The 24,917-nt window shown below is 45.1% G+C and carries 44 protein-coding genes; all 44 read left to right on the top strand.

Annotated elements, in window-relative coordinates; genetic code table 11:
* Nucleotides 1–23: 23 nt before the first annotated feature.
* The 44 genes from G4O42_RS13365 to G4O42_RS13145 all read left to right on the top strand — a co-directional run bounded on the left by G4O42_RS13365 (nucleotide 24) and on the right by G4O42_RS13145 (nucleotide 24,906).
* The gene (locus G4O42_RS13365) at nucleotides 24–722 is read left to right on the top strand and encodes a BRO family protein (protein WP_118977680.1); all 699 of its coding nucleotides are present in this window, start codon (nucleotides 24–26) and stop codon (nucleotides 720–722) included.
* A 67-nt stretch (nucleotides 723–789) separates the two neighbouring features.
* Nucleotides 790–1,362, top strand: a complete 573-nt coding sequence (locus tag G4O42_RS13360; RefSeq protein ID WP_163263795.1) for a helix-turn-helix domain-containing protein — start codon at nucleotides 790–792, stop codon at nucleotides 1,360–1,362.
* A complete protein-coding gene (locus tag G4O42_RS13355) occupies nucleotides 1,359–1,616 on the top strand; it encodes a YqaH family protein (RefSeq protein WP_013351192.1) in 258 nt (85 codons plus the stop codon). The genes G4O42_RS13360 and G4O42_RS13355 overlap by 4 nt, the downstream gene beginning before the upstream one ends.
* Nucleotides 1,613–1,810, top strand: a complete 198-nt coding sequence (locus G4O42_RS13350; RefSeq protein ID WP_007408618.1) for a YqaI family protein — start codon at nucleotides 1,613–1,615, stop codon at nucleotides 1,808–1,810. The genes G4O42_RS13355 and G4O42_RS13350 overlap by 4 nt, the downstream gene beginning before the upstream one ends.
* Nucleotides 1,811–1,920: 110 nt before the next feature.
* Nucleotides 1,921–2,538, top strand: a complete 618-nt coding sequence (locus G4O42_RS13345) for a hypothetical protein (RefSeq protein ID WP_163263794.1) — start codon at nucleotides 1,921–1,923, stop codon at nucleotides 2,536–2,538.
* Complete coding sequence (locus G4O42_RS13340) at nucleotides 2,531–2,716, top strand: hypothetical protein (protein WP_118977683.1); 186 nt, start codon at nucleotides 2,531–2,533, stop codon at nucleotides 2,714–2,716. Before G4O42_RS13345 ends, G4O42_RS13340 begins: the two co-directional genes overlap by 8 nt.
* Complete coding sequence (locus G4O42_RS13335) at nucleotides 2,716–3,666, top strand: YqaJ viral recombinase family nuclease (protein WP_118977684.1); 951 nt, start codon at nucleotides 2,716–2,718, stop codon at nucleotides 3,664–3,666. The genes G4O42_RS13340 and G4O42_RS13335 overlap by 1 nt, the downstream gene beginning before the upstream one ends.
* A 2-nt stretch (nucleotides 3,667–3,668) precedes the next feature.
* Nucleotides 3,669–4,508, top strand: coding sequence for a recombinase RecT (locus G4O42_RS13330; RefSeq protein WP_163263793.1), 840 nt, complete (start codon nucleotides 3,669–3,671; stop codon nucleotides 4,506–4,508).
* 164 nt (nucleotides 4,509–4,672) lie between these two features.
* Nucleotides 4,673–5,392: a DnaD domain protein gene (locus tag G4O42_RS13325; RefSeq protein ID WP_163263792.1), complete on the top strand. Its 720-nt coding sequence runs from the start codon at nucleotides 4,673–4,675 to the stop codon at nucleotides 5,390–5,392.
* Nucleotides 5,277–6,224, top strand: a complete 948-nt coding sequence (locus G4O42_RS13320) for an ATP-binding protein (protein ID WP_142919103.1) — start codon at nucleotides 5,277–5,279, stop codon at nucleotides 6,222–6,224. Before G4O42_RS13325 ends, G4O42_RS13320 begins: the two co-directional genes overlap by 116 nt.
* On the top strand, nucleotides 6,221–6,364 hold the full coding sequence (locus G4O42_RS13315; RefSeq protein WP_014471499.1) for a hypothetical protein: 144 nt from the start codon (nucleotides 6,221–6,223) through the stop codon (nucleotides 6,362–6,364). Before G4O42_RS13320 ends, G4O42_RS13315 begins: the two co-directional genes overlap by 4 nt.
* Before the next feature lie 145 nt (nucleotides 6,365–6,509).
* The gene (locus tag G4O42_RS13310; RefSeq protein ID WP_014471500.1) at nucleotides 6,510–6,950 is read left to right on the top strand and encodes a YopX family protein; all 441 of its coding nucleotides are present in this window, start codon (nucleotides 6,510–6,512) and stop codon (nucleotides 6,948–6,950) included.
* Nucleotides 6,937–7,395: a DUF1064 domain-containing protein gene (locus G4O42_RS13305; protein WP_014471501.1), complete on the top strand. Its 459-nt coding sequence runs from the start codon at nucleotides 6,937–6,939 to the stop codon at nucleotides 7,393–7,395. Before G4O42_RS13310 ends, G4O42_RS13305 begins: the two co-directional genes overlap by 14 nt.
* A 119-nt stretch (nucleotides 7,396–7,514) precedes the next feature.
* Nucleotides 7,515–7,667: a hypothetical protein gene (locus G4O42_RS13300; protein WP_013351203.1), complete on the top strand. Its 153-nt coding sequence runs from the start codon at nucleotides 7,515–7,517 to the stop codon at nucleotides 7,665–7,667.
* Between the two features lie 81 nt (nucleotides 7,668–7,748).
* Complete coding sequence (locus tag G4O42_RS13295) at nucleotides 7,749–7,952, top strand: XtrA/YqaO family protein (RefSeq protein WP_003155894.1); 204 nt, start codon at nucleotides 7,749–7,751, stop codon at nucleotides 7,950–7,952.
* 31 nt (nucleotides 7,953–7,983) lie between these two features.
* A complete protein-coding gene (locus G4O42_RS13290; RefSeq protein ID WP_013351204.1) occupies nucleotides 7,984–8,325 on the top strand; it encodes a hypothetical protein in 342 nt (113 codons plus the stop codon).
* Nucleotides 8,322–8,576 carry a hypothetical protein gene (locus G4O42_RS13285; RefSeq protein WP_013351205.1) on the top strand — a complete coding sequence of 85 codons (255 nt, stop codon included), beginning with the start codon at nucleotides 8,322–8,324 and terminating at the stop codon, nucleotides 8,574–8,576. Before G4O42_RS13290 ends, G4O42_RS13285 begins: the two co-directional genes overlap by 4 nt.
* A gap of 4 nt (nucleotides 8,577–8,580) precedes the next feature.
* On the top strand, nucleotides 8,581–9,957 hold the full coding sequence (locus tag G4O42_RS13280; RefSeq protein ID WP_014471503.1) for a DNA cytosine methyltransferase: 1,377 nt from the start codon (nucleotides 8,581–8,583) through the stop codon (nucleotides 9,955–9,957).
* An 11-nt stretch (nucleotides 9,958–9,968) separates the two neighbouring features.
* Nucleotides 9,969–10,292 (top strand): hypothetical protein, encoded by a 324-nt coding sequence (locus G4O42_RS13275; protein ID WP_163263791.1) that lies wholly within the window; start codon nucleotides 9,969–9,971, stop codon nucleotides 10,290–10,292.
* Nucleotides 10,289–10,972 carry a dUTP diphosphatase gene (locus tag G4O42_RS13270; protein WP_103041995.1) on the top strand — a complete coding sequence of 228 codons (684 nt, stop codon included), beginning with the start codon at nucleotides 10,289–10,291 and terminating at the stop codon, nucleotides 10,970–10,972. The genes G4O42_RS13275 and G4O42_RS13270 overlap by 4 nt, the downstream gene beginning before the upstream one ends.
* Complete coding sequence (locus tag G4O42_RS13265; RefSeq protein WP_016938694.1) at nucleotides 10,972–11,277, top strand: hypothetical protein; 306 nt, start codon at nucleotides 10,972–10,974, stop codon at nucleotides 11,275–11,277. The genes G4O42_RS13270 and G4O42_RS13265 overlap by 1 nt, the downstream gene beginning before the upstream one ends.
* Nucleotides 11,278–11,310: 33 nt before the next feature.
* A complete protein-coding gene (locus G4O42_RS20010; protein ID WP_230113489.1) occupies nucleotides 11,311–11,847 on the top strand; it encodes a hypothetical protein in 537 nt (178 codons plus the stop codon).
* A complete protein-coding gene (locus G4O42_RS13250) occupies nucleotides 11,844–12,293 on the top strand; it encodes a YopX family protein (RefSeq protein WP_103041996.1) in 450 nt (149 codons plus the stop codon). Before G4O42_RS20010 ends, G4O42_RS13250 begins: the two co-directional genes overlap by 4 nt.
* Nucleotides 12,294–12,474: 181 nt before the next feature.
* Nucleotides 12,475–12,849 carry a hypothetical protein gene (locus G4O42_RS13245; RefSeq protein WP_230113488.1) on the top strand — a complete coding sequence of 125 codons (375 nt, stop codon included), beginning with the start codon at nucleotides 12,475–12,477 and terminating at the stop codon, nucleotides 12,847–12,849.
* A complete protein-coding gene (locus G4O42_RS13240) occupies nucleotides 12,846–13,064 on the top strand; it encodes a hypothetical protein (RefSeq protein ID WP_073982279.1) in 219 nt (72 codons plus the stop codon). Before G4O42_RS13245 ends, G4O42_RS13240 begins: the two co-directional genes overlap by 4 nt.
* Before the next feature lie 5 nt (nucleotides 13,065–13,069).
* Entirely contained in the window at nucleotides 13,070–13,504 is a 435-nt protein-coding gene (locus G4O42_RS13235; protein WP_103041998.1) for a hypothetical protein, read from the top strand.
* Between the two features lie 33 nt (nucleotides 13,505–13,537).
* A complete protein-coding gene (locus G4O42_RS13230) occupies nucleotides 13,538–13,828 on the top strand; it encodes an alpha/beta hydrolase family protein (RefSeq protein WP_103041999.1) in 291 nt (96 codons plus the stop codon).
* 200 nt (nucleotides 13,829–14,028) lie between these two features.
* Nucleotides 14,029–14,157 (top strand): hypothetical protein, encoded by a 129-nt coding sequence (locus tag G4O42_RS20005; RefSeq protein WP_014470571.1) that lies wholly within the window; start codon nucleotides 14,029–14,031, stop codon nucleotides 14,155–14,157.
* A 14-nt stretch (nucleotides 14,158–14,171) separates the two neighbouring features.
* Nucleotides 14,172–14,378: a hypothetical protein gene (locus tag G4O42_RS13225; protein WP_016938703.1), complete on the top strand. Its 207-nt coding sequence runs from the start codon at nucleotides 14,172–14,174 to the stop codon at nucleotides 14,376–14,378.
* Nucleotides 14,378–14,839 carry a sigma factor-like helix-turn-helix DNA-binding protein gene (locus tag G4O42_RS13220; RefSeq protein WP_007408601.1) on the top strand — a complete coding sequence of 154 codons (462 nt, stop codon included), beginning with the start codon at nucleotides 14,378–14,380 and terminating at the stop codon, nucleotides 14,837–14,839. Before G4O42_RS13225 ends, G4O42_RS13220 begins: the two co-directional genes overlap by 1 nt.
* Before the next feature lie 168 nt (nucleotides 14,840–15,007).
* A complete protein-coding gene (locus G4O42_RS13215) occupies nucleotides 15,008–15,265 on the top strand; it encodes a hypothetical protein (protein ID WP_103042000.1) in 258 nt (85 codons plus the stop codon).
* 165 nt (nucleotides 15,266–15,430) lie between these two features.
* Complete coding sequence (gene terS / locus G4O42_RS13210; RefSeq protein ID WP_103042001.1) at nucleotides 15,431–16,192, top strand: phage terminase small subunit; 762 nt, start codon at nucleotides 15,431–15,433, stop codon at nucleotides 16,190–16,192.
* A complete protein-coding gene (locus G4O42_RS13205) occupies nucleotides 16,179–17,384 on the top strand; it encodes a PBSX family phage terminase large subunit (RefSeq protein WP_014470565.1) in 1,206 nt (401 codons plus the stop codon). The genes terS and G4O42_RS13205 overlap by 14 nt, the downstream gene beginning before the upstream one ends.
* Before the next feature lie 3 nt (nucleotides 17,385–17,387).
* Complete coding sequence (locus tag G4O42_RS13200; protein WP_163263790.1) at nucleotides 17,388–18,821, top strand: phage portal protein; 1,434 nt, start codon at nucleotides 17,388–17,390, stop codon at nucleotides 18,819–18,821.
* Nucleotides 18,822–19,088: 267 nt separating this feature from the next.
* Nucleotides 19,089–19,808, top strand: a complete 720-nt coding sequence (locus G4O42_RS13190; protein WP_103042004.1) for a DUF4355 domain-containing protein — start codon at nucleotides 19,089–19,091, stop codon at nucleotides 19,806–19,808.
* A 14-nt stretch (nucleotides 19,809–19,822) separates the two neighbouring features.
* Nucleotides 19,823–20,683, top strand: a complete 861-nt coding sequence (locus G4O42_RS13185) for a phage capsid protein (protein ID WP_014470561.1) — start codon at nucleotides 19,823–19,825, stop codon at nucleotides 20,681–20,683.
* 13 nt (nucleotides 20,684–20,696) lie between these two features.
* Complete coding sequence (locus G4O42_RS13180) at nucleotides 20,697–20,900, top strand: DUF7302 family protein (protein ID WP_163263789.1); 204 nt, start codon at nucleotides 20,697–20,699, stop codon at nucleotides 20,898–20,900.
* Nucleotides 20,901–20,911: 11 nt separating this feature from the next.
* Entirely contained in the window at nucleotides 20,912–21,781 is an 870-nt protein-coding gene (locus tag G4O42_RS13175; RefSeq protein ID WP_014470559.1) for a phage minor head protein, read from the top strand.
* Between the two features lie 14 nt (nucleotides 21,782–21,795).
* Nucleotides 21,796–22,131 (top strand): phage head-tail connector protein, encoded by a 336-nt coding sequence (locus G4O42_RS13170; RefSeq protein ID WP_014470558.1) that lies wholly within the window; start codon nucleotides 21,796–21,798, stop codon nucleotides 22,129–22,131.
* Between the two features lie 4 nt (nucleotides 22,132–22,135).
* Nucleotides 22,136–22,639, top strand: a complete 504-nt coding sequence (locus tag G4O42_RS13165; protein ID WP_163263788.1) for a hypothetical protein — start codon at nucleotides 22,136–22,138, stop codon at nucleotides 22,637–22,639.
* Nucleotides 22,639–23,028 carry a hypothetical protein gene (locus G4O42_RS13160; protein ID WP_163263787.1) on the top strand — a complete coding sequence of 130 codons (390 nt, stop codon included), beginning with the start codon at nucleotides 22,639–22,641 and terminating at the stop codon, nucleotides 23,026–23,028. The genes G4O42_RS13165 and G4O42_RS13160 overlap by 1 nt, the downstream gene beginning before the upstream one ends.
* Nucleotides 22,985–23,455: a phage neck terminator protein gene (locus G4O42_RS13155; RefSeq protein WP_163263786.1), complete on the top strand. Its 471-nt coding sequence runs from the start codon at nucleotides 22,985–22,987 to the stop codon at nucleotides 23,453–23,455. The genes G4O42_RS13160 and G4O42_RS13155 overlap by 44 nt, the downstream gene beginning before the upstream one ends.
* 4 nt (nucleotides 23,456–23,459) lie before the next feature.
* Nucleotides 23,460–24,494 (top strand): DUF3383 family protein, encoded by a 1,035-nt coding sequence (locus tag G4O42_RS13150; protein ID WP_163263785.1) that lies wholly within the window; start codon nucleotides 23,460–23,462, stop codon nucleotides 24,492–24,494.
* Between the two features lie 16 nt (nucleotides 24,495–24,510).
* Nucleotides 24,511–24,906, top strand: coding sequence for a phage structural protein (locus tag G4O42_RS13145; protein WP_014470553.1), 396 nt, complete (start codon nucleotides 24,511–24,513; stop codon nucleotides 24,904–24,906).
* Nucleotides 24,907–24,917: the final 11 nt, after the last annotated feature.

The following is a 24,917-nucleotide window of genomic DNA, read 5'->3' as shown; positions in this document are numbered from 1 at the left end:
CAAGCAAAGGAGGCCACAACAACATGAATCAACTGCAAAACTTCTCCCATCAACAGTTTGGAGAACTGCCAATCATTCAAATTAACAACAAGGATTATTTCGGTGCAACTGAAGTGGCTGAAGCACTCGGCTACGCAAATCCACATGACGCCATATCAAAACATTGCTTGGAAAGTGGGGTCGCGTTTCACGAGGTCACCGATTCAATGGATCGGACACAACAGAAAAAATTTATCAACGAAGGAAATTTGTATCGGCTGATCGTGAAATCAAGGCTTCCCGCCGCAACTCAGTTCGAATCATGGGTGTTTGATGACGTGTTACCAACATTACGCAAAACAGGCCAGTACGGCGGCCCGAGAGTTTTATCCGATGAAGAACAGCGAATCGAATCGCTGAAACTCACTTTACAAACAGCAGAACAACAACAAAAAATGCAAAAAGTGTTGTTCCATCATGAAAAACAGATCGGTGAACTCAGTCAAAAAGTGGACGAGCAAATCACTCTGGATCACGGAGAACAGCGCCGGCTTCAAAAAGGCGTAGCGCGCCGGGTTTATAGTATCACGGAAGATAAGACAGAAGCGGCCAGGCTTTTTAGAGAATTATACCGTGAGATTAAAGACCGGTTCGGCGTCTCAAGCTACAAAGACGTGAAGCGCCGGGAGCTGTTAACCGCAATCAAATATATTGAAAATTGGGTTCCTCGCAAGGTTTCCTAAAGCCTTCCGAGTTCCTTCATTAATTAAATTTTATCATTGAAAACTAAATATATCAGGAGGCGAACATATGTCGAACAATCCATACAATATGGACAATTTATCCACCCTTCTCAGAATCGAGCGGCAAAGGGCAAAGCTGTCACAGTACCAGATGGGGAAGATCATCGGGAAAAGAAATCAATCGTTTATTTCCAACGTTGAGAACGGTGTTTTTCCTTTAACACCTGAATTGTGTATCAAGTGGTTTGAAGCGTGCGGAGCTTACGAACATGTTGACCTCGTGCATTATCTTTTCAGGCTGCACCCAACAGCGGCGGCGCCTATTGATCCGGCTCTAAACGAGAGCGCTAGCGCCGCAGTGATCAATATGATTCATCAGCTTGAAGAGGCATTGCAAGCAACAAGGCATTTAGCGCGCTGGCTGGCAAACGATAGGCCGGGCCGGCAGGCGGAAGAATTGCCAATGGCTGATATTAAACAGATTTTTGATCTGATTCCGGCAAACAAAACACTGATATATTCGCTGGCCCGCAGTCATGGCCTGAATATGAAGGAACTGGCCGAAAGATGGACGCGGAAAGCGCTAGTGAGTCAGGTTGCAATGGCAAAAACAGAGGAAAGGCAGGCGTTGTTGGTATGAAAATCAATCAGTTTCTTAAATCGGATGCAGATTCAGCAAAAAGAAAAATCGAGTCGGCGGAAGAGCTCTCTATCATGCTTTCGGAGGCATTACGGGATGGCGATTACGAAGAAGCTATCAGTCTTGCAGGGAGCATCAAGGTTCTTACAGAGGATATCAGCCGACTGGCGAATAAAGGACGCTTACACCAAACCGTTTTAAATATGGCGGCCCGAGGGATTCACCTGAGTGTTGTAAGTAGGTGTTCACAATGAATATTGAAAATCCAATGGTCTTGAACAACTGGCATGACAAGACGACAGAACCGGAAACAAAAAAGGACTTTTTCGGGGATGAAGTAACGTCAGCAGATAATTATGTAATCGACAGCGGCGAGGTAATTTTACAAGACAATCTTAAACGCTATCTGAAGGAACAACTTGGTTTTAGGTTTCATTCAGCACAATAAAAAAGCCCACTTGGCAGAGTGGACTTCAAAAGGTCTTTTGGTAAAGAAATGTTCTTTTAATTATATCAAATTACCTGTCTAAAAACAATTAGAAATCGGGGGAAATAACAATGATTAAATTAAACCTTGAAAACAATATCGGTAAAAAAGCGAATTTTGAAGCTGACAGTTTAACAGCTCGGGAAGCAGGCTCAATTATCCATCAAATTATTACTTACATGAATGCCAATGAAATGCCTGGCCGCATCCGTCCCGAACAAATATCTACGGCAGCCCGTCAAACAGCAGAGTCTATTACTGCTATTCCTCAAAAGGATGACGTAGAAAAAAACACCGATAAGGCAGGCGCGGCAGATGCGAGAGAGGCAACAAAAACAGTGACAAATCGGCTTGCTGAAAAAGCTGAACCTGCCGAAAAAATCAATTCAAGACCAAGACAGGTTCAATTGTTGAACAGTGAACGCCGTTTGGCGACGCCAATTGTTTTCCCTACAAACGACAAGGGGGAGCGTGAAAAATGGAAAACGAGATTTTCATGTCCTTCATGTGGATTAAGTGAAACAAAACACGTCCCCCAAGGATTCCGTTTTACACCATGTGATAACTGCGGAACGCGTGTTCAAATCAAACCTGCAAACGCTGCGTGGGGGCAGGAAGATTCAGAGGGATTCGTATACAGAGCCAATAACTTCTATGAGGAAAAAAAGGAGGAAAGATACGATGCCTAAACCAGTAACAGCATCTTTCAGCGACCGAGCGGACGATCAGAAGCGTTTGAGACAAGTCGGCGGCTCGATCATGTTCAGTAAAGGAAAACCCGTATTTTCTTTCCCATCAATGGCCGCATACCGAGAATGGCAGCAACTTGGTGCGGAAGCATACAAGAGAAGGGTGGGGCTGCTCTGATGCAGGCTGAGATATTTGCAAAAACTGCAGATATGAGCCGTGAAGAATGGCTAATGGAAAGACGGAAGGGCATCGGTGGTTCTGATGCCTCCGTAATCCTGGGGTTAAACAAATGGAGAACCGCATTTGAATTATGGCTGGACAAAACGGGACAAGTTCCGGTCAGTGAGTCAGCCAGCGAGGCGGCTTACTTCGGCTCAATCCTTGAGGACATTGTCGCAAAAGAATTCGAAGTTCGGAGCGGAAAAAAGGTTAGGCGTAAAAAGTCCATGCTCAAGCATCCTGAATATGATTTCATTTTGGCGAATGTTGACCGAATGATCGTTGGAGAAAAGGCCATTCTGGAATGTAAGACCACATCGGAATACAACTTGAAAGAATGGGAGAATGACGAGATCCCTGCTGACTATATTGTTCAGGTCCAGCACTATCTTGGCGTGCTTGGTCCCGAGTATAAAAAAGCATACTTTGCTGTTCTGATCGGTGGCAATAAATTCGTCTGGAAAGAAATTGAGCGGGACGATGAATTAATCGAAATGATATTCACTGCTGAAGTAGAGTTTTGGAATGCTGCGGTATTGGGTGGGGTTGCTCCGGCGTTGGACGGCTCAAGCGCAGCAGAAGAATATCTGAAAAAACGGTATGCGGAAACGGAAAGCAACAAGGTTATTGATCTTACCGCGGTAAACCGTGAACGGATAAAGCAGTATTTGCAATTAAAGGAAAGTATCGCTGAATTGCAATTGCAGGCGAAAGAATTAGAAAACCAAATCAAACACGAAATGAAGGAAGCGGAATATGGATTCATTGGAAACTATCAAGCTAGTTGGAAACCGGTTGTATCTAACCGGATCGACACCAATAAACTGAAAGAGCAGTTTCCAGATGTATATGAGAAAGTCACAAAAGAAGTGCAATATAGACGCTTTGGAATTAAGGAGGTTAGCTAAATATGGCTACAAATGAATCACTTAAAAATAACATTCAAAAACAGAATAACGCGCCAGGGCAGCCGCAGGGAACAACGATGAAGGGCCTGCTTTCTTCTCCGGCAGTCATGAACCGGTTTGAAGAAGTTCTGGGGAAAAGGGCGTCTCAATTCACAGCATCAATTTTAAGTCTGTACAACAGTGAAAATACTCTTCAAAAAGCAGAACCTATGAGTGTAATTTCATCGGCTATGGTGGCGGCAACGCTTGATCTGCCAGTGGATAAGAACTTGGGTTATGCCTGGATCGTTCCGTATAAAGGGCGGGCACAATTTCAGCTTGGTTACAAAGGATACATTCAGCTTGCTTTGCGGACAGGCCAATATAAATCTATCAATTGCATATCTGTCCATAAAGGAGAATTGCAAAAGTGGAACCCACTAACCGAGGAAATAGAGATTGATTTTGAAAAACGGGAATCAGATGCGGTTATTGGCTACGCTGCTTACTTTGAGCTTTTAAACGGTTTCCGGAAAACAGTGTATTGGACAAAGGCGCAAGTAGAGAAACACAAAAAGAAGTTTAGTAAGTCGGACTTTGGTTGGGGCAAGGACTGGGACGCAATGGCCCTTAAAACCGTTCTTAAATCCATGCTTAGTAAATGGGGGATTCTCTCCATTGAAATGCAAAAGGCAGTCATCGAGGATAACGAGGAACGTGAGCGAATTGACATTACTGACGAAATGGCAGAGCCGGAAATCATTGATGCCGAAGTGTCAGAAGAAAAGCCAAGCGCGCAGGATGTCGATCCCTTTGACGGTAAGCCTGTAGACATTAGCGAAAATGACCTGCCATTTGATTGAGGTTAGCATACCCTTCTGTTACAAGTGGATGACAGAAGGGGCGCCTAACCGGGCGCAACTGTTCCGTGATTATGTTCAGGGTTATATCCGAACAAATGAACCGGGCTTGCGTTTAGTCCGCATCAGCGGCATGACAGCACTGTGTGAAAGGAAGTAGGTGAGCCATGAACTACCTGAAAGAAATGAACGGCTTCATGAATTGGTTAGAAACGAATCCGTTGTCTGCAACAACACAAGCGTTATGGTTCCATCTGATGCACATCAATAATAAAACCGGGTGGCGGGAGTGGTTCACCACTTCAAATACCACTCTTCAAGCAAAAATCGAGATAACAGAAAACACGTTGATAAAGCACCGGAAAATTCTGATCGAGCTCAAACGAATAGAATATGAGCCGCAGGGGAGAAAGGCCGGAAAATACAAGCTGATCTCTTTTGAAAATCCAGTACGTAATGAGGAAACGGACAACCGTAAAGCGGATATGCCAGACGCGGCGGCATCGCCAAAAGAATCAGCGCCAAAAGCACAGCAGGAGGTTGACGAAAAAATGAAAAACGCATTTGAACTATTCGAAAACAAAACAGCCCGCACAATTGGCACAATGGAGGTTCAGCGGCTCGGGTATATGGTGGATGATTACGGCGAAGAGAAAGTCATGGAAGCAATGAAACAGGCTTTCAGAAGCAAGGGCAACAACGTCAATCTGAATTACATTGAAGCAATCCTCTCAAACCCATTCAGCCAGAGACGAAAGGAGAAACAGCAGTATGGAAGCTCGCAAAACGCAAGATATGGACGCGGCAATGAAGGCCATTCTAACCAAGCTCCGGGATCGGTCAGCAGCATCTTCAGTGGGACAGGCCGCCTCAGAAGAAAAGGCTGAATACGAGTGCTCTGACTGCAAGGATAAGGGCATTATCGTTTACCGGATTCACCAAGACACAGAGCGTCAGCTGAGAAAAGAGCATAAGACAATGGAAAGCCTGGCCCCCGATCAAATGGTAAGAGAAGAGGATTATCTTGCGGGGAAAGTATGCTTGCCGGATAAGGCCCGGGAATGGAAAACCACATTTTCAAAGCAATGCGAGTGTGTAAAACGAAAAAAGATCGCGCGGCTTATGAAGGCCAGCGGCATTACGGAGGAATTTGAAATGCTTTTATTTGGTAATTTCATTACAGACGGCAAGCCGGACATGATCAAGGACGCTTATGAGTGCGCAGTGGAATACTATAAGGATTTTCTCAACATCATGGGAAAACGTTCAAACAGTATCGCTTTGCTCGGGCAGCCGGGCAGTGGAAAAACGCACCTGTTAACGGCGATCATGAACAATCTGATCAAGAAAAAATCAATTTACTGCATGTATTTCCCGTACGTTGAGGGAATGGGCGATCTGCGAAATGACTTTGACCAGTTGGAAACAAAGCTCGACGCCATGCGGAAAGCCGATGTCCTGTTCATTGATGACTTATTCAAGCCAGTGAAGGGGGAGCCGCGGGCGACGGATTGGCAAGTGGAACAAATTCAATCGGTTGTGAACTATCGGTACCTGAATCATAAGCCTCTGCTAATCTCTTCCGAGCTTGATACGGGCGAAATTTTGGATATTGACGAGGCGCTGGGCTCCCGGATTCATCAAATGTGCAGAGATTACACGGTGATCATTAAGGGCGACCGGATGCAATTAAATCATAGGTTAGGAGATTGGGAATGACCGAAAAAGCGAACTTCACAGCAACCGGCGGCATGTATCTGTTCGGGCCCGCCGAGCAATCGGCCGGCCAGGACCTTACCCCGGCGATCCGGGTGCTTGAGGAAAAAATCAAACAAATGGAGCTGATGCACAGTGCTTAAAGCGGTTATTCTGCTTCCGGCCATCATCTTCACGGCGCCATACAAGGAAAAGCAGATTCAGCACTGGGAACAAATTGACGGGAGGTAACGACGGCAAGCGGAAACGGGCCGATAAGGAAATAGTCAGAGATATGGAGGCGGAAGAATGAGAGAGATTAAGTTTCGGGCTTATCATACAGAGAAAAGAGACGGTCAAGAATTTCCGCGAATGCTTGACTGGGATGAACTTCTCAATAATGACGAAGAGGAGTTAGCTTGTTATTTCAAAAACGAGTTTTCAAATGTATCACCTTTAATGCAATACACCGGATTGAAGGACAAAAACGGCCGGGAGATTTATGAGGGAGACGGCTTTATAGCAAAACATAAATCAGGAAAGGTTCATAAGGGAACGGTCAAATATGACTTATCGTTTGTTTTCGATATTAAGGATTTTGAAGAATTGTTCATTAATGGCGTAGGAGCCGTGAAAACTAACCGTAACTTTAATATTCATTCGTTTGTTGAATGGTTTGATGAATTTGAAGTCATCGGAAACATTTATGAAGATCCAGAGCTTTTGGAGGCCTCACATGCCAGCAAATAAATACGGAGCCAGAAAAACACAGGTGGACGGCATCACGTTCGATAGCCGGGCTGAAGCCAAATACTATGAACAGCTGAAATGGCTCAAGATGAGCAAGCAGATCAAAGATTTTAAGCTGCAGCCGCGGTTCCTGCTTCAAGAGGCATTCAAAAAGAACGGCAAGACTTTTCGGAAGATTGAATATATTGCAGACTTTGAGGTTCATAACCTTGACGGCAGTATCGAGATCATTGATATCAAGGGCGTGGAAACAAAGGAATTTGCCATCAAACGCAAGCTGTATGAGCGGCTTTACGAGACGCCACTCAAGGTGCTGGCGCTGGATAAGGCACTCGGCTTCATTGAGCTGGACGAGCTGAAAAAACTCAAAAGAAAGGCGGGGAAGACCACTGCGAAACGTGGTAATCGTAGACGATCGGCCGTTGTGGGTGCAGGAAGAAGATAAGCTCATGGCCTGCATGATGCTCTGTTCCGATTACAAACGATGCGCCAGCCGCATGGGAGCGGATTGCAAAAAGCTTGGAGGTTCAGAAATTCCCAAAATCAATTCAGGAGGTTATCGCTATGCAAGAAAAAATCGATCCATACAAGCCTGGTCCAGTTAAGGAGTGGAAAATGACGGCGGAGCAGTTGGCGGCATACGTCGAAAAGCATCCAATCATCTACCGTGAGGAATTAAAGCCATCTGCCGGCTTAACGATGCGGCTGCCGTCGTAAAACGTAAAAAAGCACCGAAGCTGCGCCTCAGTGCCTTTGATATGAACTGGTACTTCTATCATAGCACAGGGGGCGGCCAGAGTGAACAAGCCAACAGAAATAAAAAATCATGAAACAACTATTCAGCAAAGCATCGAGCCGGGGAAAGTTCGCATCATCGTTTTAGATGGCACTGAAGGGACTGCTCATTTAATGGACGCCCCGGAACACGGTAAAACAATCATTCAAACAATAAAAGGCGGCCTGGCTCGTTGTGATTACGAGATCGGCCACAAATTCAAATAGCAGGGGTTTCCCCTGCGGGGGAGGAACGGGCATGGATAAATTACAGGAAATTAAAGCGCGTATTTCAAAATTAAAAGGCTATGAAAATGCTAAGTCAACAGATCAATACTGGATGACTAAAGAACATGTTGATTTTCTGATTGATAGAACTGAACTGTCTGTTAAGCAGCAGGCAATCATTGAGGAACACCAACGCCAGCAGGAAGTCACGGTCAATCAGTTTCGGCAGGCGCGGGAAGAGATTCAGCGGCTTACTAAGGAAAAAGAACACTATCGAAAATCTCTCGATATAATAGCCGGAAATCCTAAAGTTGATTCTCTTGAAATAGCTGAACATATTGCAACTCAGGCACTGGAGGGGGCTGCGGAATGATGCCATTACAAGTAGAACTGCAACGGAACGTGAAGGCCACGAAGGACGAAGCAATGACCGTCGAGCAGGCGGCCGAGCTTTTAAAGGTTCACCCGGACTACATCCCGACGCTTGTCGCTCGTTCTGACGATCTCAAAATGATCGGCGATACCATTATCGCTAAACGGGATAAAACAAGTATCTGGCTGGTCGGGGCATGCGTGGGGCTTTTCTTCTTCGCTGTCGCTGTCCTGCCGGGATTGATGGGGTGACGGGATGATCAAGCAACAACTGGGACTTTTCAGAGAAATCATTGTCGATAACTTCGCGGGCGGAGGCGGAGCCAGTACCGGAATTGAATTGGCTACCGGGCTTTCGGTGGACATTGCGATTAACCATGATCCGGCGGCCATTGCCATGCACCAGGTAAACCACCCGGATACAGAACATTATTGTGAGTCTGTTTGGGAAGTAGACCCAAGGGAAGCAGCCAAGGGGCGGCCGATTGGTTTAGCCTGGTTCTCCCCGGACTGCAAGCATTTTTCGAAAGCCAAGGGCGGCAAACCCGTTGAGAAGAGCATCCGGGGGCTTGCATGGGTAGCGGTCAGGTGGGCGGCAACGGTAAGTCCGCGGGTAATCATTCTTGAAAACGTCGAAGAATTTAAAACGTGGGGGCCTCTTGGGAAAGATGGAAGGCCGGACCCGGACAAAAAAGGATATACGTTCCGTTCCTTTGTCAGAGCGTTAAACAGACACGGATATAAAGTCGAATGGAAAGAGCTGAAGGCGTGCGACTACGGCGCCCCGACAATACGGAAAAGGCTGTTCTTAATCGCTCGGCGTGACGGGCGGCCGATCATATGGCCCGAGCCGACACATGGCGATCCAAAAAGTGCGACAGTGAAGTCCGGAAAGCTTAAACCGTGGCGGACTGCCTCCGAGATTATGGACTGGTCACTGGAAACGCCGTCAATTTTCAACAGGAAAAAGCCTCTTTCAGAAAATACAATGCGGCGCATCGCTCGAGGTATACAACGTTTTGTCATTGACAGTAAAAAACCTTTTGTTATAGGGGAGCGCGGTAATTCACTCATTCAAATGGGATACGGCGATCCGGAAGGCCGGCGGGTGCTCGATCTGAAAAAACCACTCGGCACCATAACGGCCGGCGGCAATAAATTCGCCATTGCCACAAGTCACTTGATCAAGCTCCGCGGCACATGCAGAGACGGCCAAACGGTGACGAACCCAATGCCAACAATAACGGCGGGTGGCCTGCACGTTGGCGAAGTCAGGGCTTTCCTGACGAAATATTACGGGTCAGATACGGGGCAGGCTCTCAGTGACCCTCTGCATACAGTCACCACAAAAGACAGATTCGGCCTGGTCACGATTAAAGGTGAAAACTATCAGATCGCCGACATTGGGATGAGGATGCTTCAGCCTCATGAATTATTTGCGGCTCAGGGATTCCCGACTAATTACGTGATTGATAGAGATATAAACGGTGTAGCGTATTCGAAAAAGAAACAGATTGAGCGATGTGGTAACGCAGTTCCGCCGCCCTTCGCCGAGCAGCTTGTCAGGGCAAACCTTCCTGAATTCTGCGTAAGTGAACATATGACCAAGTTTACAAGACTAAAGGCTAATTAGGAGGGAATAGTGTGACTTTACTTGATGACATCGGCTTCACAGAGGAGCAATATCGAGAGCTTCGTGAACGCGGTATGTCTGATACGGAAATAGCGAGAGAGGAACTCCATTGCTCTCCATCCACTCTTTCCGTCTGGAAAAAGGCTAACGGGATAGTAATCCAGAAACCGTATCGCCTGTTCACTCTGGAAGAATGGGCGGAGCTTCGTAACCAGAATTGGACACACTTCCAAATTGCACAGCATTTCGGTTTCAAATGTATTGATACTTATTTCTATCATGCAAGAAAAATAGGCATTCCGCGTAAACGGAGAAGGGAGAAAGTTGAATCATGAATCTACAAAAAATGTTTGAAATGCAAAAGGTGCTTGACGATCGGATCATCAAAGAAAAGGGGCTTGAGGGGAAGGACCTGCTGCCAAACCTCATTCTTGCTCTACAGGTGGAACTTGCCGAGTGTGCGAATGAATGGCGCGGCTTTAAGCATTGGAGTAATAACCAAAAGCCAAGAACAAAAGTATCAACAAATGTTGGTGCGAATCCTGAAAACGCAGCCTTTTTCCGATGTGAAAATCACTATTGCGGAGAAAATTTAAACAAAGATGATTTTAAACACTTATTAGATCCGGATTATGAAATATGTCCTGTTTGTAACGTGGGTGATGTAACGGCTTTTCGTGATAAAAACCCACTACTTGAGGAATACGTGGACTGCCTGCATTTTATCTTGAGCATTGGGAACAAGTTGGGCTTAAATAGCAAAAAGATAATATCCTCCATCCATTTAAGTTACTTGAGTTCTACCATTGGTTTTAACACTGAGCGGCTTTTTTCTTCTTTGATGTCTACTGCTTACCGTTTACAGGTGATGAATGGAAAAGAAGCGCAGTTTCTCGACCTTTGTGTAAGCTTCTTCATTCTCGGTGAGCGGCTCGGATTTAAATGGGAGCAAATCGAAGCGGCTTACATGGAGAAAAACGCCGTCAATCACCAGCGGCAGCAGGAGGGGTATTGATGGATATTCAAAAAATCCAATCGGCGGCAATCAAAGTAATCAATAGCATTCGTAATCGAGGTTTCGAGGTGGATGTCATTCAGTTTAGGGGTGATGTCTGGGATGCGATTGTTGAGGATAACAAGCGTATCGGTTTCCGGAACGAGTCTAACCCGAAATTCGCAGGGTGTAAAGCTGAAAGCCAGGAGTTATTAACGCTGTTTGCATTCCGAATCATAGCAGCAGGGGCATATAAAGGCGGAATTCATGAAATTGACATCATTGATGGAACAAATGATATTTATTCACTCGTCACACCAAAATGAGCGACTATCCAAACAATTGAAGGAGGAAGAACAATGAAATTAGAACAAAAACACATTGATTTAATGAAATCATGTGAGAGCGGCGCGACGATTTGGGGATATGGTGATGCTTTGTTGGCAAGGGAAATACAAAAATTCGATCCGTTCTTTTTGGAATTTATTGGTAATGATGAATTAGGGAAATACGATCCGGAAGTTGAGAAGCTGACAGGGGCGGAGAGGATGCCGTATTTCGGATTAATTTTGCAGCCTGATGGAATGGCTTATGTCGAGAGATGGGAGGGGGAAAGAACAATGAAATTCTACGAAATCCATGATCCATATTACGCGCTTATTAAAGCAACAGACAAGGCAGATGCCGAAAAAGTTTACATCGAGAGCGTCGCCGACACGGACGATTACGAAAATTTTCAAGAGGATGAAATCCGAGAAGTAGAACGAGATTATGCGCTTGTTATGTTTTCTCAGATACAAGATCATGACGGCACTTGCGCGGGCTATGACTTTATTTCGAAAGCGTTCCATGACCCTGATTTCAAACTTCTTAAGATGGACGGTTCGCTCCTATGAAAACAGCATACAGAGTTTGGGACGGCGAGCAGATGCATTATGGGGATGACGTAAATCTGAACCTGTTCATAAGAGGCAAGGTATGGACGTTGTATAAAGATTCCACAGGTTTATGTCCTGATATAGTCGCTACTAATCCAGATGGAAAATCCGTTCTCATGAATGGTTCTGATCAGTTTGAAATAGGACAGTTTGATAGTGATGGAAAAGGAGCCTATAGATCTGGAAAAAGAATTTATGCAGGAGATATTGTTCGACAGCACGATCTTGATCCTGACTTATATGGGAATCCAATTCTCATTGGCGAAGTGAAAATGATTGATGGCTCATGGCGTATTGTTAATGAGAAAAAACAAGAGGTTCGCAATCTGTTTTCAGAAACGGCAATAAATTCAGTCATCGGCGACGTTTATCAAAATCCTGAGTTATTGGAGGGCGCGGAGTGAAATTTGCATTTAGAGTGTTGATAATTCTCATAATGTCGGCCGTTGCCGATTCCATAGGAATAATTCTGGCGTATTATTTCGACAATCAGAGTTTGAGATTAAATTGTGTGTCAGTTACCGCGGCGATCAGTGGGTACTTGGTTCGTGGATGGTGGCCGCCGGAAAAGAAGGAGGGCGCGGAGTGAAGACTACATTATTCCCTAAGCCGTACAGCTCCATGATGGCTATAACAGCCAAAAAGCCGAATGATGAACCCTTGACGGCTGCTGTTCTTTTTAAATCAATGGACCAAGTATTTGCGGAAATAGAACCTGAAGCGCAACCGGAAATATTTGCCGACACAATAACTCAGAGGGAATACGAAAGAAAAATGAGCAAAGACATTAAAATCTGGCACGGCTCGGAAATAATATGGGCTTTTGACAGAGAGGATATAGCGGCCATCAAAGAAATTCCCGGTGGCTCTCGGTTGGAATTGAAGAACGGCGACTGGTTCAATAGCATGAATTCGGTCAAAAAAATGAAAGAGATTCTGGGATTGGGGGAAACAAAATGAAGAAAAATGAATCAGTTTCAGTTATTGACGCAATCAAATGCCCGCATTGCGAGTATTTAATGGACTATGACCCTTATCTTGATGAATACGAGATGTCAGGCGAATTCGAAATGGATTGTGAGAAGTGCCGCAAGCCTTTCCATGTCAATTTTTGCAGTTCGTTTCATTTCACTTCTGAAAAACTAAATGGAGTAACCGAAAGGACGAAGGATTAATAACTATGAAAAAACTATTAAAATCAATCATTCTATCAGCAGCATTACTTATGGGAGCGGCGGCCGTTGCGCCGTCTGCTTCCGCAGCATGGTCCGGCTGGCAAAACGAATCCGGGTACAGCGGCCGGGTGTTTACGGATGCCGCGACCTACACGGCCGGCGCCTCAACGGTGGACTGGAAAGCCGAGAAAAAAGGCTCAAGCACTCTTTATTACACGGCCGGCGTATACAAGAAGCGCAGCGGCGGCGGGCTGACTGATACGAATCTGGTACAGCGGGGCAGCTTCAAAACGGCAACGCCTCTGAAATCATTCAACGTGAAAACGATCCGGAATAAGACCGGAAAGGGAACCTATGTCATCCAGCTTGACTGCTACTCTGATTCCGGCAAGCGGAACTACATCGGAACATTTGAATCAGCAAAATTCATTGTGAAGTAAGATAAATTCAAAGAAGAACCGGAGGAAAGTACAATGTTACAATTAACAAAAGAGCAGGCTGCGGCTTTTGAGAGCCTACGGAAAAGTGTTAGCTTAGGGAATTGGCAGGGAGAATGGGCCCCGTTAAACAGTCTTGATCCTGTCGCTCTTGCGACTGCCCTCGCTACCAACGAATACCAGATATTAAAGACGCCTGCCGATGAATTCGAAGAGGCTTTTGACGCAATTCGAGAAGAGGCTGAAACCAAAAGCTCCGAGGCCACAAGGTACTTGGATGAAGTGAACGGCTTTTGGGAGCAATATAAAGAGAAAGCCGGTCTTTAATGGTTTGGTAACCCTATTGAACCCGGATTATGGTAAAATATAAGCATATGAAGAGTTAAAAATGAGCCTGCTGGCATTACGCAGCCAATGAGCTTAAAAATAAATACGTCCAAGACGGAAAGCCTGCGGACACTGATCATTGCACAGAATTTTTTCTGCGCTCTGGTTGGTGTCCGTTTTTTGTTATCAGGAGGGATGACATGAAGCGGAAGAAAAAGGAGCCAGATAAAAACGTTTCTGAGCGATCAGATCGCTTTTGGCAGCGGATGATGGGACAAAATATGCAAACTCTGAAAAGAGGCAAGGGCGGCGCTTTGAGACGCAAATAAAGGGAGTGTTTGGTGTGAAGTATGGATTCGCCTATCAAAATGGGAAAATCGTGAATCTTTTGTGCGGAAAAGAAGATTTATTCGAGAATATGAAAAGTTTCTTGATGGAAAAGTGCAGCCTAACAATTCAGGAAGTATCTAAAACTGAATATCTGGCAGAACAAAAAAAGAACGGTTGGAATGAGAAATATTCTATTTACGGACAAAAGGAGAGTTTATAATGTCTGATCAAATGATGGCTTGGGAGATCGAAGAATGGATTCGTGATTATAATTTTATGCTGCGGGAGATCAGTCGATTGAGCCGCATTCTTAACAAGGTGGAGTTTGCCGGGCAGAAGCTTGTGGCTACTTACGGTGACGAAGCCGGAATGCCGAGAGGGTCAGCCGGAATAAGCCAGGCGGAATTACGTCAGATGGATCGTCGGGAAAAGCGGCTCCGTAAATACGAAACTATCGTTGATTTTCTTGAGCGCTCTACTGAAGAAATAGAAGACGAAAAAAACCGGATTGTCTTTGATTGCATGTTAGAAGGGATGAAGTTTCGTGAAATCGCGCTGCATCTTGGCGTTTCCCGCGAAACAGTCAGACGCATTAAAAATGATATTGTGTGCCATTTGTGCCAAATGTGCGAAACGTGTCAGCTTTTGCAATTGTTGAATCAGATTAAATCCGCAGTGTAAACTGGAAGGCAGGACGGGGAGGCGAAATATTCCTGCGTCCCCACCAATTTCATATAGTGATCATTAAGCTCTATGCCCTTATTGGGTGTAGGGCTTTCGTTCGACAAATTTCGCGAATTGTTCCTTTCTCTTACTCCTTAACCGATAATAAGGTGGGAGGTGAGAAGATTGAAAGTGAATTTTAGAATTCATGATATGAGCGATGACCCTTTGACAGACAAAGAAATGGTCTATGACAATTTTAGTGCTCCGATTCCTGACGTGGGGGAAACAATTTCTGTTGAAGGTCAATTTCATAAAGTGAAAGACAGATTATTTGTGTATATGTCAAATTTAGATGTTGATTTACAGATCATTTTAAGATGCGAATTAATTGATACAACACCAAAAAGACAAGGCGGTAATATCGGAAGCTATCGTTATTGAAGAGCGGGCACCTTTTGAGGGTGTCTTTTTTATGTTCTCTGTAAACTGATTCCGGTAAATCTCAGAAAAACAATTGGCGGTTAACGGTCTGAGTGCGGCGTCGGTTTAGAGAGAATATCTTTTTCCAAAACAACTCAATTCAAAAGGAGGCGGCGGTGGATGTAGATGGCTGAAAAGCACATTCAGGCGTATAAGGATTACGCCAAAGGCATGAAATACAAGGACCTTGCCGAAAAATACGGGGTGTCAATGAACACCATTAAATCGTGGAAGCAGCGGCATGGTTGGGAACGAAAAAAGGGTGCACCCTCTGAAAAAAGTGTGCACACAAAAAAGGCAGGCGCCCCACCCGGTAATAAAAATGCATTGGGAAACAATGGCGGCGCCCCGGAGAGAAATCGAAACGCGGTTTCGCATGGGTTTTTCTCAAAGTATCTGCCAGAAGAAACGCTTGAAATCATGGAAGAGATTCATGAGCGTTCCCCTGCTGATATGATATGGGATCAGATTCAGATACAATATGCGGCAATTATTCGGGCGCAACGCATTATGTTTGTGCAGAATAAAGACGACCTTGCAAAAGAGCTTAAAAAGGCGAAATACACTTATCTTCCAGAAGAGGACGAAGAGGGCAACGAATATTTTGAAAAAACTGCCACTGAAGAAGAGTTTGAAATACAATTCGCATGGGATCGCCACGCAACATTCCTGAACGCTCAATCTCGGGCAATGGGCGAGCTCCGGAGCCTGATCAAGCAGTTCGACCAGCTGGCGCATGAGCAAGATGAGCGGCGTCTTAAATTGGAACAAATGCGCTTGAATATCGAGAAGACTAAGAAGGCTATTAACGGCGGCGATGAAAACACCAAAGAAAATGAGATTGCTACAATGTTGAGAAAAATGGTGGATGCCGATGGAACTGAATAAAAAGCAAAAGGAAGTTTGGGACAGCTTCATAAAAGAGCAGCCCAAAATTTTAATTTGTAGCGGCGCAAAGAGGGCAGGAAAAACATTCGTGCTCCTTTTGGCGTTTCTTGCTCACGTCAGCAAGTATCAAAACATGGGTTTGAATTTTGTTATTGGCGGGGCGAATCTCGGAACTATCAGGCGGAACGTTCTGAATGATTTAGAACAGATTCTCGGCAAGGAATTGAAACTCAATAAGTCGAGCGCCGTTGAGATATTCGGTAATCAGGTATATTGCTTTGACGGAGCAAACGCAAATTCATGGAAAAAGGCGCGGGGGTTCACGTCAGCCGGCGCGTTTCTGAATGAGGCGACCGCCCTGCATGATTCATTTGTAAAAGAAGTCATTTCCCGGTGCTCATACAAAGGCGCTGTGGTCATGATGGATACAAACCCCGAAAACCCGATGCACACCGTAAAAACCGATTATATCGACAAAGACGGGCAAAAGTTGAAGAGCGGCCGGCTGAACATCCGGTCATTTCATTTCTCGCTGTTCGATAACAATTTTCTCGATCCGGAATATGTGGAGAGTATCGTGGCATCGACGCCCAGCGGCATGTTTACCGATCGAGATATAAACGGTTATTGGGTGGCGTCTGAAGGAGTCATTTACCGGGACTTCAATAAGGACATTCACTATATCAGTTCTGAGGAATTGGAGAACAGGCGCGTCAACTTCAAGAAGTATTTCGCCGGCGTTGACTGGGGATATGAGCACCCGGGTTCTATTGTCGTAATCGGGCAAGATGACCAAGGGTGTTTTTATTTGCTCGAAGAACATGCCAAGCAGCATGAGGAAATTGACTACTGGGTGAAAGTAGCGAAAGGCGTAAAGGAGCGGTACGGCAATATTAATTTCTACTGCGATTCTGCGCGGCCAGAGCATGTGCAGCGCTTTAGGCGGGAGAAGTTGCGAGCCCTGAACGCCGATAAGGCGATCATATCCGGTATTGAAGAAGTGGCCCGGCTGTTTAAACGAAATGAGTTATTCGTCGTGAAAGACAAGGTTGAGCGCTTCAAAAAAGAAATTTTCATGTATGTATGGAATCCCAAGACCGGCGACCCTGTGAAGGAATGGGACGACGTGCTGGATGCTCTCCGGTACGCTCTGTATACCCACAACAAGCCGAAACACAGAAAGGGGGAGTGACCAATGAAGGAATATATAAATCTAATTCGCCAGAGTGGAATCAACGGTGACATTATCAAGATGATGATTAATGAACACGTCCCTGTTCGTGAAAAATTGATGAAGCTATATGCAAGATATAAGGCTGATCCGGCAGGCGTTCCCATATTAACACGGTCCATCATTGATTATGGTAGCGCGGGAACCGATAAGGTGCAGCGTATTGATGACAAGGTAAACAATAAGCTGAACAACTCATTTGATTCTGAAATCATTGATACCAAGACAGGCTATATGTTTGGACACCCCATTTCTTATGAAACTGAAGATAAGCAATTGAAAGACCAAGTGAGCACTTTCAATACGAGAAATAACATCGAGGACGCCGATTCCGAACTCGGGAAAATGGCTTCCATCTGCGGTTACGGCGCCCGCCTGCTGTTTGTTAATGAAGAAGGAAACGAATGCCTGCGAAACGTTGATCCGTGGGAATGCATTATTCTCGCTTTAGACGATATAACAGAGCCTACGTACGCTTTGCGATATTATTCAGTGTTTGAGTGGGTGAGCGGGAAAAAAGTCGAGTCATATCGGGCTGATTTCTACGATGAAACGTTCATTTATTCGTTTAAGTCGTCTGATAAAGCGAAGTACGATCTTATTGAGACGAAGCCGCATCTTTTCAATGGATGCCCGTTGTTTGGTGTTCCGAACAATAAAGAAATGAAAGGCGACACTGAAAAAGTCATTTCTTTAATTGATGCATACGACAGAACTTTGTCAGACGCATCGAACGAAATCGAACAGTTCCGGCTTGCATACTTGATTGTAAAAGGGGCTTCACTCGATGATGAGGATATGGAAAAGTTGAAAAATAATGGCGTGTTTGAAGTCTTCGACGATAACGGCGACGTGAAGTTTTTAACCAAGGAGATTAACGACGCCATGATCGAAAATCATTTGAACCGTTTGGAAGAAAATATTTTACGTTTTGCGAAGACAGTCAATTTTTCTGACGGCTCTTTCGGGGGCACTATTACAGGCGTTGCCATGCGGTATAAGCTTATGGCGTTGGAACACAAGGCAATTACCATGGAACGCAAAATGACAGCGGCATTCCGTTATCAGTATAAGATACTCTGTTCGGCATGGTCCAAAAGGATACTGGCCGGTAAAGACGCATATCTGAAACTATGGTTTCAATTCAAGCGGAATCTTCCTGCGAACATTCTCGAAGAGGCTCAAGCATCCGCGGAACTCAAAGGACTGGTAAGCGAAGAAACGCGGCTTGCTCTACTATCGTTCATTGATGATGTGCGTTTTGAGATTGAAAGAATGAGAGCGGAAGCAGATGCTTACACCATTGATGATAATCAGGATGAAGACGAGGAACAGGAGGCGAATGAGGATGATGAAGCTTTTCAAAAGGATGAAAGAAAAAAACAGCCATCTGAATGAAGAGTTTAGGATTAATTCTTTGTTGAGTATGCTGGAAAACGAAAACCTGCTGCATGAATCTGAAGAAATATATGCTGAAGTGAAAAAGTCTCTGTTTCTGAACGTGAAGAAAGAAAACGTATCTGACTAATTGAGCAGCAAGCTACTCTTTCGAGTGGCTTTTTTTTATGCCTTTTTTTCGCGTTGTAGGCGTTAAAGAGCAACCGAAATACTTTTGAACTTGTTAGGGGCTTCGGCAACTGATAAGGGCAAGGAGGACACACAGAAATGAAACGATTAAACACGGATAAGTCAGTCAGTCCGTCAATGAATTTCATGAAAAAAGAAAGGCTGCCACTGCGCATTAACCTTCAGCATTTTTCCGAACCTGGGGGCGCGGCTGATCCAACACCGGGAGCCCAGCCAGCAGGTGGAACCGGTACCGATCCGGCACCGCAGCCGAGCGGCGGAGAACTCTCGCTGGATGCAGTACGGGCTTTCCTAGAAACAAATGATGAGGGAAAGAAGCTGCTTCAATCAACATCTGATGCAAGGGTGACAGAGGCGATCAAGACGTATGAGAAAAATACGTTGCCGAAGAAACTTGAGGAAGAGATTTCAAAGCGGTTTCCTCCTGAAACAGAGGAACAAAAGCAATTACGTGAGTTGCAGGAAAAATTCCAGAACCTTGAGCAAGAGAAAACGCGGGAGTCGTTGAGAAATACGGCCCTTTCAATTGCAACGGAAAAGGGCTTGCCTACTAATCTTGTTGACTTTTTTATCGGTCAGGACGATGCGACCACAGAACAAAATTTGAATACCTTGGCCGAAGCCTTCAAGACTTTTGAACAAAGCATCGTAAACGATCATTTCAAAAAGAACGGTAGCACGCCGACACCATCAGGCGGAGCATCAGCCCCGTTAACAGAAGAAGACATTAAAAAGATGAGTACCGAGGAAGTCAATCAAAACTGGGATCGCATCCAAGCTCTTTATAAGAATCAATAGGAGGATAAAAACACATGGCATTAGATAATTTTATTCCGGTATTATGGAGTGCAAGACTGCTGAGCAATTTACAAAGAACTTTGGTTTATGGTCAAACGGGAGTCATTAACAGAGATTACGAGGGAGAAATCACTGCTGCTGGTGACTCTGTGACAATCAACAATATGGGGCGCGTTAGTGTGGGCGACTACACTAAAAATCAAGACATGGATAACGCGCAAACACTTGATTCTACAAGCCGTAAGCTTCTCATTGACCAGTCAAAATATTTCAACTTTCAGATTGATGACGTTGATAAAATTCAACAAAATCCAAAGTTGATGGACGCGGCTATGCAAGAGGCAGCATACGCTCTGAAAAATACTGCTGATTCATATATTGCTTCTCATTATGTGGATGCAGCTCATACGATCGGCAGCGATACAAAAGTTGTTTCACCAACAAAAAACGACGCGTACGAATATCTGGTTGATCTTTCGGTGAAATTGGATGAAGCAGACGTGCCGGAGCAGGGGCGCTGGGTAGTTGTAACGCCTTGGTATGAAGGATTAATGCTAAAAGATGACCGTTTTGTAAAGGCTGGGAACATGTCTTCAGAACAACGCCTTTTGAATGGTGTTATCGGACAAGCGGCCGGATTCACGGTATTAAAATCAAACAATGCTCCACTTTCTAAACCAGAGGGTGGCACAGAAAATCATAAGATTATTGCTGGTCATGGCATGGCGTGGTCTTATGCAGACCAAGCAACCCAAGTCGAGGCTTATCGCCCAGAGAAACGTTTTGCTGATGCAGTAAAAGGGCTTCACTTGTACGGCGCGAAAGTAACAAGACCGGAAGCGCTCGCGGTATTAAGCGCAGCCCGTCCACAATAGGAGGGGCTTTTTTATGTGGATTCAAAATACTGATACCGGTTCAACTTGGTTTGTTGAGGATGAACACGGTAATAAGCTTTTGAAAGAGGACAGATACAAAAAAGTACAGTCGCCCATTAAAAAAGCTGAAAAAAACAGCAAAAAGGCAGCGGACAAAACAACAGATGAAGAGAATCAAGAATCTGCTGACGCTGGTGAAAAACCATCTGACGAATAGGAGGGATAGCGGTGGATAAAGAACAAACTGAAAAAGAGCTTTTGAAGCCGTTAACCCGTAAGATGCAGGAGTTTTTACGGAAGCTGAAGCGGCTTTTTCGTGGTACTTCCGAAAAAATACTTTCCAAGTTGACTGCCCTGTTTGTCAAGCTTGATAAAGGGCGCGAAATCAGCCTTGCTGACGCGAATCGGAGTAATGATCTTTCTCAGATTAAGAAGGATATAGCATCATTGATTACTGCCCTTTCTGCAAAGGTTAAAACGGCTGTTCTTGATTTTCTGACTGAAACCTATGAGTCATCGTATAACTGGCTCATGCTTGGTATCTTATCGGCCGTCGGCTTTAAATTGTCCCGTTCATCGAAAGGGAAATTGCCTGTCGCATGGGCGGCGCCCGCGTCAATCTCGCAGACTATCACAAGTGAAAATATGCTCAAAGCAATCGAAACGGACCGTAAAAAGACAGTTCAGAAGATCAATCATACGATTGAACGCGGCTTTATTGAGCGGAAACGCTTTGTTCAGGTAGCGAAGGAACTGCAAGCTGATGTGGGTGTCAGTTATAACCGCGCGCAGCGCATTGTCAGAACAGAAATGCATCGAGTGCGGGAGAAAGCTACACTGGACGCAGCTACGAAAGCTGATTCCAATGGTATTGCCATGAAAAAGATATGGCACAACATGGGTGACGAGCGGGTTCGTGAGGGAAGAAACGCGGATCATGTTCATTTAGAAGGCCAGGCCAGGTTTGTAAATGAGCTGTTTGATCTCGGTCAAGATAAAAACGGCAAGTCTGTGAGGGCGCCGGCACCGGGACAAAGCGGAGATCCTTCAAATGATATAAATTGCAGGTGCTTCGCGACATATGAACCCGTGCTTTGAAAGGACTGAGAGAAATGGACCTGTCAGAATTAAAAATACGATTGGGAATCCCCGAGGATGACACCTCGCAGGATGCAAAGCTACAAATTGACCTTGAAGACGCAATTTCTTTTGTTAAGGAGGATTGCAATAACTCTTTTGTGGGGCCGGATGGAGTTGAATTATTACCGGGCCCTGTGAAAAAAGGAATTGCCCTCATGATTGAAATAGACCGGGATAGCCCGAAAGGCGTCCAGGCTGAATCAATTGGCGGAATGAGCAAGACATACACGGCGGATGACGTAAGGTATAAACCCGCGTTTGATCTTTTCCGGCCATACAAAAAAATTCGTTTTAAACCATTGAGGTGATCAGATGGGACGCCGAAATATCCGGGTGCGGGATACAAACCGTATACCGGAATTACTGAGGAACCTTGAGCCAAAAGGGAAAATGAAAGTCGGTGTGCTGGACGGCGACCGCCAAATGATCGCGGCTGTTCACGAGTTCGGTTGCCGTATTGCTGTAACTGAGCGCATGCGGAATTATCTTGCTGCCAAAGGTCTTTATCTCAAGAAGGATACACAATTTATTAATATCCCTGAACGGTCATTCTTACGGGCTGGATGGGATGAAAATGAAGCCGAGATTGTCCAAAAGGTAGAGGAACTGGTCAACAGAGCCATAGAGAACGGCGATGCTATTAATGACATCATGAACGCGGTCGGATTGCTGGCAAAGGGCCGGCTGCAGACTTATGCAAGAGACTTGCGGAGTCCTGCCAATCATCCTTTTACAACGGAGGAAAAAGGCTCTTCAAATCCGTTAGTAGATACCGGGGAAATGATCGGTTCTATGGATTACGAGGTTGAAAGCTAATGAAAAATCACTTTCAGTTCGGTGATCTGATTGAGAAATACAGCGTTGATTTTACATTGTTGCTCCCGGCGTCTGAGGGGTTTTATGACGATCTCGGAAAATGGGTAGAGGGCCAGCCGGTGGAATCGGAAGAAAAAGGCGCTATTGTCCCATTGCAGGCGCAATTAATTTATCAATCCGGCGGACGGCTTACACAGATGGACAGGCAACTGTACTTCCAGAAGAAAATCCCTTTCAAGGCTCAAGTGGTTTTTGATGGAGTAACCTTTTTGGTGGAAGCGATGACGCCATACGAGACATACGCCGATTTCAATTCCTATATCTTAAAGGCGGTGAGCAATTCAGATGGATTACAACAGCATAATCAGAACGGTTCTCAGAATGATTAAAGAGAAAACCGGCCATGTCGTTATCGAAGCAAACGGGACAGGTAAACAGCCTGAATACCCTTTTTGCACGTATACCGTTACTTCTCCGTATTTGCCGCAACACAGGGGTGTTGAGGAACAAGGAGTGTTAACGGAAGACATTGAGCTGGTTTTTTCTTTTACATGGATTTCAAATAGTCACATTGAAGTCATTTCTCTTGTTCAAGAAACAGCCTCTTACTTCAAAACTGCTGACGCGCGCCAGACGCTTCATGACAACGGCTTGGCGTGGGTGAGAAACGACGGTTTCGGTAATCGGGATACATTTATCACGATAGACACAGAACGCCGTCACGGCTTTGATATGCGTCTTAGAACGCGAGCGGCTTATGGCGAGACACAAGCGGAGTTTTTTGATTCCGCGCAAATAGAAACCATAGGAGGTTAAACACATGCCACTTAGTGATGTAACGGTCAAAATCGACCTAGTGAAACCGTCGAATCTTAAAGGGTTAGGAACACCCCTAATTCTTGCGAAGGTTGCCGGACACAACACCTATAAAGAATATGGCTCAATAGAAGCTGTCAAAGCGGATTACCCAGAAGGAACACCCGCATATAAAAAGGCTGCTGCTATTTATGCACAGGGCGACAATGCTCCATCAAAAGTAGCCATCGGTACTTACGGAGGTAACCCGGAAAACGGGGAAAGCGACGGAGCGGGAGCGGCTGCCACATTTACGATTCGGAATGCTTTTGACGAGTATTTTGATAATGATTGGCACTTCCTCATTCTTGCTGATGCGACGGCAGACGAGAAGCTGGAAGCAGCAAAAGCGATGGAAGAAAAATCATACAAATTCCTTGTTCTGCAAGTAACAGATCGGGAAGAGGTCACTTCATATACCGGGAAGGACCGGACAATCGTTTTTTATCACCCGATAACAAGCGAGCATCCTGATGCCGGGCTGGTTGGTGCCGTCGGCTCCCTGACAGTGGGTTCAGTTACTTGGAAGTTCAAAAACATTGTGGGCGTCACCCCGCAAGACCTGAAAGCGGACGAGCTGCAAAAGCTCCACAAAGAGGGCGCTATCGCTTATGTGATCAAAGCAGGCCATAGCGAGACGTCAGAAGGCATTACTGCTTCAGGTGAGTACATCGACGTCCTGCACGGCAAAGACTGGGTGAAATTAAATATTGAAACATCCATTCAATCGGCATTCTCAAATAACGGTAAAATTCCGTTCTCGAATGCCGGTTTTTCATTGTTGAGTGTTCAGGTTACGAATGTACTTCAAAAAGCCTTTTCGAATGGGATTGTCGCTTCTGATGAAGACGGTATGCCTGTTTACACCATCAGCACAAAAAAACGCTCTGAAGTATCGGACGAGAATAGAAAAAATCGCGTGTATGACGGCCTTTCTTTCACGTTCAAATTAGCCGGCGCGGTTCATTCCGCCTCAATTACAGGCGAAATTTCAATCTAAAGGGGGAGAATAGTCAATGGCTGCTTATGTTTATGATGCGAACGAGGTCAATACGAATATCGACGGGAAAATCGTCACGGGTTATTCAGAGGGAACCATGGTTTCGTGTGCAAAAGACGAAGAAAAGTTTTCAACAAAAGTCAGCGCTAAAGGTGATGTGAGCGTTGCAACAAAAAACAATCCGTTAGGCACAATTACGCTTACTCTGTCCATGGGTTCGCCGTTTGTGCCTTATTTAAATGGCTTGGCAAACACGGCCAAAACATTTCCGATTTGGGTTACTGGCGGACAGGAGAAAATCGGCGGCACTGAAGCCATGGTAAAAAAGCCTGCTGATGCAGAATTCAGTGATGAAATCGGAGATCGTGAGTTTGAAATTCAAGTCTTCGATTATACAGTTTTAGAGCAGTAAGGTATTAATCA

This window comes from Bacillus sp. LUNF1 (genome assembly GCF_011008975.1).
In the GTDB taxonomy this organism is placed as follows: Bacteria; Bacillota; Bacilli; order Bacillales; family Bacillaceae; genus Bacillus; species Bacillus velezensis.
The sequence above is the reverse complement of the archived record's forward strand: the minus strand, read 5'-3'. Positions and strand labels throughout refer to the sequence as shown.